This window comes from Streptomyces griseomycini (assembly GCF_014203535.1).
Classification (GTDB): domain Bacteria; phylum Actinomycetota; class Actinomycetes; order Streptomycetales; family Streptomycetaceae; genus Streptomyces; species Streptomyces griseomycini.
The window spans coordinates 63242-74619 of the sequence record NZ_JACHJI010000014.1 but is presented as its reverse complement, the minus strand read 5'-3'; the positions used below and the strand labels follow the sequence as shown (position 1 = coordinate 74619).

Sequence of the window (11378 nt, the reverse complement as noted above, 5' to 3'; positions counted from 1 at the left end):
CCGGGTCGTTGCCGTGCCGCGCCGCGCCGGTCGCGCCGCGTCGCGCGGGGGCGGGGACACCGGAGTCCCGCGCGGGTCCGGCGGGCCCGTCGTAGGGTGGCAGGATGCCGCACACCGCTTCACGCTACCTCGCCGAGGGCCCCCGCGTGGGCATACGCCACTTCACCCACGCGGACGGCGCCGAGTTCACCGCCCGCGTCCGGGAGAGCAAGGACCTGCACCACCCGTGGCTGTTCCCGCCGGACAGCGCCGGGGCGTACTCCGCGTACGCGGGGCGGCTGATCGAGGACCCCACCAAGGCGGGGTTCCTGGTCTGCGAGAAGGAGGCGGACGGCGCCCTCGCCGGGTTCATCAACATCAACAACATCGTCGAGGGCGGCTTCCTGTGCGGTGCGCTCGGCTACGGCGCCTTCGCGCACGCGGCGGGGCGCGGGCTGATGCGCGAGGGGCTGGGCCTCGTCGTGCGCCACGCCTTCGGCCCGATGCGGCTGCACCGGCTGGAGATCAACGTGCAGCCCGGCAACGCCGCGTCCATCGCCCTGGCCCGCGCCTGCGGGTTCCGCCTCGAGGGCTTCTCGCCGAAGATGCTCTTCATCGACGGGGCCTGGCGCGACCACGAACGCTGGGCGATCACCAGCGAGATGACGATCCCGGACTGACGGCACACGACCGGGTGCCGTCCGCCGGACCGCGCAACGCCGTTGAAGACGGGACCGCCGTCGGCGAGGATGATCGACATGCGGAACATCGTCGTCGTGGACGCCCCCTCCAACCTGGGCCTGCGGCCGCCCGCCCCCGGCACCGTGCCCGGCTGCCACAAGCTCGCCGGCGCACTGCGCGAGCAGCGGATCGTGCAGCGGCTGAAGGCCACGGAGGGCGGGGTGGTGGTGCCGCCGCGCTACGACCGGGGCGACTGGCAGGAGGGCGACGGCGTCTTCAACGCGGCCGCCCTCGCCGCCTACACCCGCAAGCTCGCCGACCGCGTCGAGCACCACGTCCGCGCCGGTGACCTGACCGTCGTCCTCGGCGGCGACTGCTCCGTCCAGCTCGGCGCCTCGCTCGCCCTGCGCCGCATCGGCCGGTACGGCCTGGTCGCGGTCGACGCCTCCCCGGACTTCCGGCACCCCGGCAACTCCGACCGCGTCGGCGCGGCCGGCGGCGAGGAGGTCGCACTGGCCACCGGACGAGGCCAGGAGGACCTCACCGACCTGGAGGGGCTCAGGCCCTACCTGCGCGACGAGGACGTGCGGTTCTTCGGCATCCGCGACTACTTCGAGGAGGAGCGCGCCGAACTCGCCGCCCTGAAGATCCCCGTCGTCACCGTCGGCGACCTGCGCGCATGGGGCGCCGACGCGCTCGCCCGCGCCACCGCCCTGTCGTACGCCGCGCCCCGGCTCGACGGCTTCTGGGTGCACCTGGACGCCGACGTTCTCGACCCGTCCGTCATGCCCGCCGTCGACAGCCCCGACCCGGACGGTCTCGACCCCGACGAACTCGTCGCCCTGCTGCGCCCGCTGCTCGCCTCACCGCACTGCGTCGGCCTCACCGTCACCATCTACGACCCCGACCTCGACCCGGACGCGACGGCCGGCGCGCTCCTCGCCGACACGGTGGTGTCCGCCTTTGCGCAATCCTGACCCGTGGCGCCCCTGTTCAGGCGGGCCGGCGGCGGCTTCCATGGAGATCGTGACGACGATCCGACGTGAGGTACTGACGCTGCCCGCCGCGCCCCTGGGCCCCGACAACCCGCTGCCCCCGCTGCGGCCCCTCGACGAGACGCACCGGATCGAGGACCGCGACAAGGAGGACCTGCCGCGCGACATGGCCCGGCAGATCGGCTACGCCCCCCTGCACAGTCTGCTGCCCGTCCCCGTCCGCGACGGCTACGACCGCCGGCGCGAACCCCGCTCCGTCGACGCCCTCGTGATCGAGAACGACCGGCTGCGCGCCACCGTGCTGCCCGCCCTCGGCGGCCGGATCGGCTCCCTCGTCCACAAGCCCACCGGTCGTGAACTCCTCTACCGCAACCCGGTGTTCCAGCCCGCCAACTTCGCCCTCAACGGCGCCTGGTTCTCCGGCGGCATCGAGTGGAACATCGGCGCCACCGGCCACACCACCCTGTCCTGCGCACCCGTGCACGCCGCCCGCGTCCCCGCCCCCGACGGCGGTCAGATGCTGCGCCTGTGGGAATGGGAGCGGCTGCGCGACCTGCCCTTCCAGGTCGACCTGTGGCTCCCGGAGGGCTCGGACTTCCTGTACGCCGGCGTCCGGATCCGCAATCCGCACGAGAAGCCGGTGCCGACCTACTGGTGGTCCAACACCGCCGTCCCCGAGGAGTGCCGCGTCCTCGCTCCCGCCGAGGAGGCCTGGCACTTCGGCTACGAGCGGCGACTGCGCCGGGTGCCCGTCCCGGAGTACGACGGGACCGACCGCACCTACCCGCCCAACAGCACCTACGCGGCCGACTACTTCTACGAGGTGCCCGCGGGGCGCAGGCGCTGGATCGCCGCCCTGGACGCCGACGGCCACGGTCTCGTGCAGACCTCGACCGACGCGCTGCGCGGCCGGAAGCTGTTCGTGTGGGGGAGGGGACCCGGCGGACGGCGCTGGCAGGAGTGGCTCACCGAGCCCGGCACCGGCGGCTACTGCGAGATCCAGGCCGGGCTCACCCGCACCCAGTTGGAACACGTGCGGCTGGAGGCCGAGAGCGAGGTGTCCTGGCTGGAGGCGTACGGCCCCTTCGAGACGCGGCCGGACGGGGAGTGGACCGGTGTGCTGCGCGAGGCGGAGGACCGGCTCGAAGCGGTCCTGCCCCGTGCCGACGTCGACGCCGCCCACACCGCCTGGCGGCCGTGCGCCGACACCGGACCCGGCGAGCGGCTCGCCACCGGTTCCGGCTGGGGCGCGCTGGAAGTGCTGCGGGCCGGCTGGAAGCTGCCCGGCACGCCCTTCGACGAGACCACCCTGGGCGAGGAACAGGAACCCTGGCTGCACCTGCTGCGCGCCGGTTCCTTCCCCGAGCCGCCGGACAGTCGGCCGCCGGGCGGGACGCTGGTCGCCCGGCACTGGCGGGACATGCTCGAGACGGCACCCGCCACCCCGCTCACCGAGTACCACCTCGGCGTCGCCCAGTGGCACGCCGGTGACCTCGCCCAGGCGGTGCGCAGTTGGGAGCGGGGACTGCGGCAGGCCCCGGCGGCGTGGCCGGTGCTGCGCTGCCTCGCGGTCGCCGACCAGGAGGCCCGCCACCACGAACGGGCCGCGGAGCGCTACGCGCAGGCCTTCGACGACCTGTGGCGGCAGCGCGGCGAGGCCGACGACGCGGACGGTTCGTGGACCGCCGCCACCGCCGCGCTCGGGCGGGAGGCGGTCGAGGCGCTGCTCGCCGCGGGGCGCACGGCGGACGCGCGGTCCGTGTGGACGCGACTGGACTCCGGGACCCGGGCGCGCGGACGGTTCCGGCTGATCGAGGCGGGGCTGCTGCTCGCCGAGGGGCGGCGCGAGGAGGCCCGCGCCGTGTTCGACGCGGGCTTCGAGGTCGCCGACCTGCGGGAGGGGGACGAGGCCATCGGACGGCTGTGGGCGGGACTCACCGGTGAACCGCTGCCGGAGCGCCACGACTTCCGCATGCGGCCCGCACCGTGACCGGCCCGCATCGTGACCGGACCGGCTACGGGTGGTGGCGGTCCACGTACTCGTAGACCGCCCCGTCCGGATGCCGCGCGATCAGGTTGCGGCCCGCCGGGGTGGGGACCGGGCCCGCGACGATGTCGGCGCCCAGCTCGGTCAGCACCCGGTGGGCCTCCTCCACGTCCTTCACCGCGATCGTCGCCGCGACCCGGCGCAGCACCTCCAGTTCGGTCGCGGGGCCGCTCATCAGCAGGAAGCAGCCCACCGCGGCGACCTGGACGCCGCCCCGCTCGAACCGGAGGGCCGGGCCGTTCGCCAGCCGCTCGTAGAAGGGGATGGCGGCCTCGATGTCGTCGACGCAGACGCGCAGTGTGGCACCCAGAATCTCCATGTACACGAGCCTAGTTGGGCCGGACCGGGCCGGGGACCGCTCCCGGACGATCTCCACACACCGCACCCGGCGGCGTTACCCGCCCCGGGCCCCGGGTACCCGGCGGCCATGCAGCGCTTGGAGCACTTGGAGCATCTGGACAAGCACCTGATCGACGAGCTGGCTCAGGTGGCGCGCGAGACCGTACGCGACGAGCTGCGCGAACAGACGCGCCGGCAGCGCCGCAAGGCCGCGTTGTACGCCGCGTCCGGTGCCGTGGCCCTGTACGCGGGCGCGGCCGTCGCCCTGGCCGCGGGGCTCGCGCTCGCCCTGGTCCTGCCGGACTGGGCCGCCGCGCTGATCACGGCCCTGATCCTGGGCGTTCTGGCCCTCGTCCTGCGGAACGCCGCCCGGCCCTCGCCCTCCCGGCCCGCCCAGGGGCGGGCCGCCGTCCCCGGGCAGCGGCACGCGGTCCCCGGAGCCGGCGCGGCGTCCGGCGGCACCGCGGCGCCCGTTCCGCCGATGCCGTCCGTCCCGCCCGCCACGGGCGCCGTACCGCAGCGACGGCCGGACGACGACGGCGCTGACGGCGGTGGCGGCCCCGGAGCACCGCGGGCGTGACCACCGGGAGCGCGGAGCCCGCGACTGACGCTTCCCGGTCCGCTTCCCTCCTGGGGCCTCTCGTCTGGATCAGGCCGGATCCGAACGAGAGACCCTAGCCCACCCGGTAGTCCGCCACGTCCTGCGCGCGCAGCGTCAGACCGTGGCCGAGGCCCCGGGTGGGCGTGACCGTGCCGCCCGCGGGGTCCAGGGCGCCGTCGAAGAACATGTCCTCGACGCGGACGTGGTCGTGGAACCACTCGATGTGCCGCAGGTTCGGGACGGCCGCCGCGACCGCCGCGTGGACGTGCGGGGCGCAGTGCGCGGAGACCTCCAGGCCGTGGGCCTCGGCCAGGGCCGCCGCGCGCAGGAACTCCGTCACGCCGCCGCAGCGCGTCGCGTCCACCTGGAGGCAGTCCACCGCCCCGGCCGTGATCATGCGCGCGAAGTACGGCAGGTCGAACCCGTACTCCCCGGCGGCCACGTCGCTCACCACCGCGTCGCGGACCAGCCGCAGCCCGGTCAGGTCGTCCGAGGACACCGGCTCCTCGAACCAGCCCACCCCCTGCTCGGCCAGGGCGTGGCCGACCCGCACCGCCTGCTTGCGGGTGTACGCCCCGCCCGCGTCGACGTAGAGCTCGGCGTGCTCGCCGACGACGTGCCGGGCGGCCCGCACCCGGTGCAGATCACGGGCCACGTCCCGGCCCCAGCCCTCACCGACCATGATCTTCACCCGCGGGATGTGCTGCCCGTGCACCCAGCCGTTGAGCTGCGCGGCCATGTGCGTGTCGTGGTACGTCGTGAACCCGCCGCTGCCGTACACCGGCACCCGTTCCCTGCGCGCCCCCAGCAGCCGTACCAGGGGGAGCTCCAGTAGGCGTGCCTTGAGGTCCCACAGGGCGATGTCCAGCGCCGAGATGGCGCAGGACGCGATGCCCGGACGCCCGATGTCGCGGACCGAGCGGCACATCACGTCGTGCACGGCCGGGATGTCCAGCGCGCTCCGGCCCTCCACCAGCGGGGCGAGGTGCCCCGCGAGGAAGTCGCCGACCGCGGGCGGGCCGTACGTCCAGCCGGTGCCGGTCGCGCCGCCCGCCGACACCTCGGCGATCACCACCGTCGTGGCCTCCCAGGCCAGCGTTCCGTCCGCCTCCGGTGCGTCGGTCGGCACGGTGTACACGGAGACGCCCGGTCGGTGCAGTTCCATCGTCGGCCGCTCCTCCGCCTCGTCGTCGGCTCCCCTTCGTCCGGGTCACCCGGCCTGCTGGAGCTGCGGCAGCACCTTCGTGCGGTAGAAGTCGAAGAAGCCGCGCAGGTCGGGGCCGATCTGGTTGACGTAGACCAGGTCGAAGCCGGCGTCGGAGAACTGCTTGAGCTCGGCGACGTGCTCGTCCACGTCGTCGCCGCACACCCGGCTCTCGGCCACCATGTCCTCGGTGACCAGGGACTGCGCCTGCTCGAAGTGTTTCGGCGAGGGCAGCACCTGGCCCAGTTCGCCGGGCAGCAGCTCGTTCGCCCACAGGCGGTGCACGGTGCGCACGCACTCGTCCCGGTCGGTGCCGTAGCAGACCTTGGTGCCGCCGCTCACCGGCTTGCCGCCGCCTCCGCCCTCGCGGTACTGCTCCACCATCGAGGCGTCCGGCATCGTCGTGACGTAGCCGTCGCCGACCCGGGCCGCGAGCTCGGTCGCCGCCGGGCCGAAGCCGGAGACGTCGATCGGGACGGGCTCGTCCGGCACGGTGTACAGCCGGGCGTTCTCCACCGTGTAGTGCGTGCCGTGGTGGTTGACCTCCTCGCCGGTGAACAGCCGGCGCATCACCCGGATGGCCTCCTCCAGCATCTCCAGCCGCACGCGCGCGGGCGGCCAGGCGTCGCCGAGGATGTGCTCGTTCAGCGCCTCGCCCGTGCCCACGCCGAGCCGGAACCGGCCCTGCGACATCACCGCGCTCGTGGCCGCCGCCTGGGCCACCACCGCCGGGTGCATCCGCACGGTCGGGCAGGTCACCGCCGTCTCCACCGGCAGGGACACCGCCTCGGACAGCGCGCCGATCACCGACCACACGAAGGGGCTCTGTCCCTGCTCGTCGGTCCACGGGTGGTAGTGGTCCGAGATCCACAGGCTCCGGAATCCGGCCTGCTCGGCCATCCGCGCCTGCTCGATCAGCTCGGCGGGACCGTACTGCTCGCACGAGAGGAAGTAGCCGTACTCGGGCATGGGAGGCGCCTCCGTGACGTGGGCGGTCCGGGTCCGGGCCCGGGTACCCGGGGGGCCGGGCGGCAACCGGCGGACGTTTGGCGGCCCCGGCCGGGGGGACGCGGAAGTCTCCCGAGGTACGCGACAGCGCCGGAGGCGAACCGTGAGTCGACCCCGCATAGTGATCGTCGGTGCCGGTTTCGCCGGGTACCGCACGGCCCGGACCCTGTCCCGGCTGGCCCGGGGCCGGGCCGAGATCGTCCTGCTGAACCCGACCGACTACTTCCTGTACCTGCCCCTGCTGCCCCAGGTCGCCGCCGGCGTCCTGGAACCGCGCCGGGTCACGATCTCCCTGTCCGGCACCCTGCCGCACGTGCGGCTGGTGCTGGGGGAGGCCGACCGCATCGACCTCGACGGGCGGACCGTGCACTACACCGGCCCCGAGGGTGACGGCGGCACCCTCGCCTACGACCGGCTGGTGCTCGCGGCCGGCAGTGTCAACAAGCTGCTGCCCATCCCCGGCGTCGCCGAGCACGCGCACGGCTTCCGCAGCCTGCCCGAGGCGCTGTACCTGCGCGACCACGTGACCCGGCAGGTGGAGCTGGCGGCGGCCGCCGACGACCCCGAGAGCTGCGCCGCCCGGTGCACCTTCGTCGTGGTGGGCGCCGGCTACACCGGCACCGAAGTCGCCGCGCACGGACAGCTGTTCACCGACGCGCAGGTCAGCAGGCACCCCTTGCGGGCCGGTATGCGGCCGCGCTGGCTGCTGCTGGACGTCGCCGACCGGGTCCTGCCCGAGCTGGGCGAACGGCTCTCGCGCACCGCCGACAAGGTGCTGCGGGGGCGGGGCGTGGACGTCCGCATGGGCACCTCGGTGAAGGAGGCCACGCACGAGGGAGTGCTGCTGACCGACGGGGAGTTCGTCGACACCCGCACGCTGGTGTGGTGCGTCGGCGTACGGCCCGATCCGCTCGCCGAGTCCCTCGGGCTGCCCATGGAACGGGGCCGGCTGCTCGTCGACCCGCACCTGCAGGTGCCGGGCCGGCCGGAGGTGTTCGCCTGCGGTGACGCGGCCGCGGTGCCCGATCTGGAGAAGCCCGGGGAGTACACCCCGATGACCGCGCAGCACGCCTGGCGGCAGGGCAAGCTCTGCGCGCACAACGTCGCCGCGTCGTGCGGTGACGGCGAGCGGCGCGCCTACCGTCACAAGGACATGGGGTTCGTGGTGGACCTGGGCGGCGTCAAGGCCGCCGCCAACCCGCTCGGCGTGCACCTGTCCGGGCCGGCCGCGGGAGCGGTCACCCGCGGCTACCACCTCGCGGCGATGCCGGGCAACCGGGTGCGCGTCGCCGCCGACTGGCTCCTGGACGCCGTACTGCCGCGCCAGGCCGTGCAGTTGGGGCTCGTACGGTCGTGGTCGGTGCCCCTGGACACGGCGTCCCCGGAACTGGCACGGGTACCGGGCGGGCAGGAGCGGGGACAGGGCGGCGGTGAACCCGTGAAGAGCCGGCTCGGTGGCGAACCCGCGAAGAACCAACCCGGTGGTGAACCGGCGAGGAACCAGCCGGGCGGTGAGCCCGCGAGGAACCAGCCGGGCGGTGAGCCCGCGAAGAGCCGGCCCGGCGGTGAACCCGCGAAGAGCCGGCCCGTTCCCGCGCCGCCCGCCGATCAGCCGCCCCCGGGCTCCGGTGCCGCCCCGGGCCCCGTCAAGCGCACCGACACCCCCGCCGATCCCGCAGACCCCGCCGAAGGAGACTCATGAACACAGGTGAACTCGTGGAGCTCGGACAGCAGTTGCGCGTGGACAGCGTCCGTGCCGCGGCCGCCGCGGGCTCCGGGCACCCCACGTCGTCGATGTCGGCGGCGGACCTGATGGCCGTCCTGTTCGCCCGCCACCTCCGCTACGACTTCGACCACCCCGACCACCCGGGCAACGACCGCTTCATCCTCTCCAAGGGCCACGCCTCGCCCCTGATGTACGCGGTCTACAAGGCGGTCGGCGCCATCGGCGACGAGGAACTGCTCACCTTCCGCAAGAACGGCAGCCGTCTCGAAGGGCACCCCACGCCCCGGCGGCTGCCGTGGGTCGAGACGGCCACCGGTTCGCTCGGCCAGGGCCTCCCGGTCGGCGTCGGCATCGCGCTGGCCGGGAAGCGGCCGGAGAGCGCCGACCACCGGGTGTGGGTGCTGTGCGGCGACAGCGAGCTGGCCGAGGGATCGGTCTGGGAGGCCGCCGAGCAGGCCGCGTACGAGCACCTGGACAACCTCACCGCGATCGTGGACGTCAACCGGCTCGGCCAGCGCGGCCCCACCCGGCACGGCCACGACCTCGACGCCTACGCCCGCCGCTTCCAGGCCTTCGGCTGGCACACCGTCGAGGTGGACGGCCACGACGTGGACGCCGTCGACCGCGCCTACGGGGAGGCCCTCTCCACCAAGGGCCAGCCCACCGCGATCCTCGCCCGCACCCTCAAGGGCAAGGGCGTCGAGGCCGTCCAGGACCGCGAGGGCCTGCACGGCAAGCCGCTGCCGGAGGCCGAGGACGCGATCGCCGAACTCGGCGGTCCGCGGGACCTGCGGATCCGCGTACAGGCGCCGTCCGGCTCCGGCACGTCCGGGGCGGGGGCGCCGCCCGCCGGGAACACCACCGCCCTCGAACTCCCCCGCTGGGACAAGGGGGAGGAGGTGGCCACCCGGAACGCCTTCGGCGAGGCGCTGGCCGCCCTCGGCGCCGCGCGCGGCGACGTCGTCGCCCTCGACGGAGAGGTCGGCGACTCCACGCGCGCGGAGTTCTTCGCCAAGGAGCACCCGGAGCGCTACTTCGAGTGCTACATCGCCGAGCAGCAGATGGTCGCCGCGGCGGTCGGCATGGCGGCGCGCGGCTGGGTGCCGTACGCCTCCACCTTCGCGGCCTTCCTCACCCGCGCCCACGACTTCGTCCGCATGGCCTCGATCAGCGGCTCCGGCCTCAACCTCGTCGGCTCGCACGCGGGGGTCGCGATCGGCCAGGACGGGCCCAGCCAGATGGGCCTGGAGGACCTGGCGATGATGCGGGCGGTGCACGGCTCGACCGTGCTGTACCCGTGCGACGCCAACCAGACGGCGCGACTGGTCGCCGCGATGGCCGGCCTCGACGGCATCCGCTACCTGCGCACCTCGCGCGGCGAGAGCCCGGTGATCTACGGCCCCGACGAGGAGTTCCCCGTCGGCGGCAGCAAGGTGCTGCGCTCCTCCGGCCGGGACCGGCTCACCCTCGTCGCGGCGGGCGTCACCGTGCCCGAGGCACTGGCCGCCGCGGACGCCCTGGAGGGGGAGGGCATCGCCGTGCGGGTGATCGACCTGTACTCGGTCAAGCCCGTCGACCGGGACACCCTGCGCACGGCGGCCGAGGAGACCGGCTGCCTGGTGACCGTGGAGGACCACCACCCCGAGGGCGGCCTCGGGGACGCGGTCCTCGACGCCTTCGCCGACGGGCGCCCCGTCCCGCGCCTGGTGCGGCTCGCCGTGCGCAACATGCCGGGTTCCGCCTCCCCGGACGAGCAGCTGCACGCCGCCGGCATCGACGCCGAGTCGATCGCGGCGGCCGGCCGGCTGCTGGTGGGAGAGGCGATCGTGTCGTGACCGACGACGGTGCGCGGACGGTGCGGGCCGGCCGTCGCACGGTGGAGATCCACCGGCCGGACAAGGTGCTCTTCCCCGGCGCCGGAGGCGCCGGGGAGTACACCAAGGGCGACCTCGCCGACTACCACCGGGCCGTCGCCCCGTTCATGCTGCCGCACCTGCGGGGCCGCCCGCTGATGCTGGACCGGCGCCCGGACGGCATCGGAGGGCCCACGTTCATGCAGAAGAACACGCCGGACGGCTACCCGGAGTGGATCACCCGGGTCGAGGTCGCCAAGGAGGGCGGCACCGTCCGGCACACGGTGTGCGACGACACCGCCACCCTTCTGTACCTCGTCGACCAGGCGAGCATCACCCTGCACCGCTGGCTGTCCCGTGCCGACGGCCCCGGTGGCGTCGACCGGCCCGACCGGCTGGTGTTCGACCTCGACCCCCCGGACGACGACTTCGCGGCGGTGCGGGAGGCGGCGCGGCTGCTGGGGGAACTGCTCGACGAGCTGAACCTGCCCTCGGCGCTGATGACCACCGGCTCCCGCGGCCTGCACGTGATCGTGCCGCTGAGCGGCCACCACGACTTCGACGACGTGCGCGCCTTCGCCCGCGAGGTCGCCGACGTCCTCGCCGCCGCCCACCCCGACCGGCTCACCACCGCCGCCCGCAAGAAGGACCGCGGCGACCGGCTGTACCTCGACATCCAGCGCAACGCCTACGCGCAGACCGCGGTCGCCCCCTACACCGTCCGGGCCCTGCCCGGCGCCCCCGTCGCCACCCCCGTCTCCTGGGACCAGCTGGACGATCCGGACCTGCACGCCCGCCGCTGGACCGTCGCCGACGCCGTCGAACAGGCGCGCACCGACCCGTGGGCCGGGCTGCTGAGCCGGGGCCGCGCCCTGGGGCCCGCGCGCCGCCGGCTGCGGGCGCTGCGCGGCTGAACGGCGGCCCGCGCGCCCGTCCCGGAGCCGG

At 74.6% G+C, this 11378-nt stretch carries 10 protein-coding genes; 7 read left to right on the top strand and 3 right to left on the bottom strand.

Features of this window, described 5'->3' with window-relative positions:
- Positions 1-104: 104 nt before the first annotated feature.
- From FHS37_RS30565 to FHS37_RS30555, 3 genes are all read left to right on the top strand, one after another.
- Positions 105-659 (top strand): GNAT family N-acetyltransferase, encoded by a 555-nt coding sequence (locus tag FHS37_RS30565; protein WP_184827182.1) that lies wholly within the window; start codon positions 105-107, stop codon positions 657-659.
- Positions 660-737: 78 nt separating this feature from the next.
- Positions 738-1637, top strand: a complete 900-nt coding sequence (locus FHS37_RS30560) for an arginase family protein (RefSeq protein ID WP_184827179.1) — start codon at positions 738-740, stop codon at positions 1635-1637.
- Between the two features lie 40 nt (positions 1638-1677).
- Positions 1678-3645: a DUF5107 domain-containing protein gene (locus tag FHS37_RS30555; RefSeq protein WP_184827177.1), complete on the top strand. Its 1968-nt coding sequence runs from the start codon at positions 1678-1680 to the stop codon at positions 3643-3645.
- Between the two features lie 25 nt (positions 3646-3670).
- Here the strand turns inward: FHS37_RS30555 and FHS37_RS30550 are convergent, their stop codons facing one another.
- A complete protein-coding gene (locus FHS37_RS30550; protein WP_184827175.1) occupies positions 3671-4021 on the bottom strand; it encodes a VOC family protein in 351 nt (116 codons plus the stop codon).
- A gap of 108 nt (positions 4022-4129) precedes the next feature.
- Here FHS37_RS30550 and FHS37_RS30545 point away from each other — a divergent pair, with 108 nt between their 5' ends.
- The gene (locus FHS37_RS30545; RefSeq protein ID WP_184827172.1) at positions 4130-4621 is read left to right on the top strand and encodes a phage holin family protein; all 492 of its coding nucleotides are present in this window, start codon (positions 4130-4132) and stop codon (positions 4619-4621) included.
- A 94-nt stretch (positions 4622-4715) separates the two neighbouring features.
- Here FHS37_RS30545 and FHS37_RS30540 read toward each other — a convergent pair whose 3' ends face one another.
- Together FHS37_RS30540 and FHS37_RS30535 are read right to left on the bottom strand one after the other, a co-directional pair.
- Positions 4716-5807 (bottom strand): enolase C-terminal domain-like protein, encoded by a 1092-nt coding sequence (locus FHS37_RS30540; RefSeq protein WP_184827170.1) that lies wholly within the window; start codon positions 5805-5807, stop codon positions 4716-4718.
- A gap of 45 nt (positions 5808-5852) precedes the next feature.
- Positions 5853-6815, bottom strand: coding sequence for an LLM class F420-dependent oxidoreductase (locus FHS37_RS30535; RefSeq protein ID WP_184827168.1), 963 nt, complete (start codon positions 6813-6815; stop codon positions 5853-5855).
- A 142-nt stretch (positions 6816-6957) separates the two neighbouring features.
- Between FHS37_RS30535 and FHS37_RS30530 the strand changes: the two genes are divergently transcribed.
- Genes FHS37_RS30530 through ligD form a run of 3 tightly spaced genes read left to right on the top strand, consistent with a single transcriptional unit; the run spans position 6958 to position 11347 of the window.
- Entirely contained in the window at positions 6958-8556 is a 1599-nt protein-coding gene (locus tag FHS37_RS30530; RefSeq protein ID WP_184827166.1) for an NAD(P)/FAD-dependent oxidoreductase, read from the top strand.
- Entirely contained in the window at positions 8553-10415 is a 1863-nt protein-coding gene (locus FHS37_RS30525) for a transketolase (protein ID WP_184827164.1), read from the top strand. The genes FHS37_RS30530 and FHS37_RS30525 overlap by 4 nt, the downstream gene beginning before the upstream one ends.
- Positions 10412-11347 (top strand): non-homologous end-joining DNA ligase, encoded by a 936-nt coding sequence (gene ligD, locus FHS37_RS30520; RefSeq protein WP_184827162.1) that lies wholly within the window; start codon positions 10412-10414, stop codon positions 11345-11347. The genes FHS37_RS30525 and ligD overlap by 4 nt, the downstream gene beginning before the upstream one ends.
- The last annotated feature ends 31 nt before the right edge of the window (positions 11348-11378 follow it).

What these genes read in the sequence shown, in the direction of transcription:
- FHS37_RS30555 (WP_184827177.1), top strand. Translation starts at nt 1,678, where the DNA reads ATGGAGATCGTGACGACGATCCGACGTGAGGTACTGACGCTGCCCGCC.
- FHS37_RS30535 (WP_184827168.1), bottom strand. Translation starts at nt 6,815, where the DNA reads ATGCCCGAGTACGGCTACTTCCTCTCGTGCGAGCAGTACGGTCCCGCC.
- FHS37_RS30565 (WP_184827182.1), top strand. Translation starts at nt 105, where the DNA reads ATGCCGCACACCGCTTCACGCTACCTCGCCGAGGGCCCCCGCGTGGGC.
- FHS37_RS30525 (WP_184827164.1), top strand. Translation starts at nt 8,553, where the DNA reads ATGAACACAGGTGAACTCGTGGAGCTCGGACAGCAGTTGCGCGTGGAC.
- FHS37_RS30550 (WP_184827175.1), bottom strand. Translation starts at nt 4,021, where the DNA reads ATGGAGATTCTGGGTGCCACACTGCGCGTCTGCGTCGACGACATCGAG.
- FHS37_RS30540 (WP_184827170.1), bottom strand. Translation starts at nt 5,807, where the DNA reads ATGGAACTGCACCGACCGGGCGTCTCCGTGTACACCGTGCCGACCGAC.
- FHS37_RS30545 (WP_184827172.1), top strand. Translation starts at nt 4,130, where the DNA reads ATGCAGCGCTTGGAGCACTTGGAGCATCTGGACAAGCACCTGATCGAC.
- FHS37_RS30560 (WP_184827179.1), top strand. Translation starts at nt 738, where the DNA reads ATGCGGAACATCGTCGTCGTGGACGCCCCCTCCAACCTGGGCCTGCGG.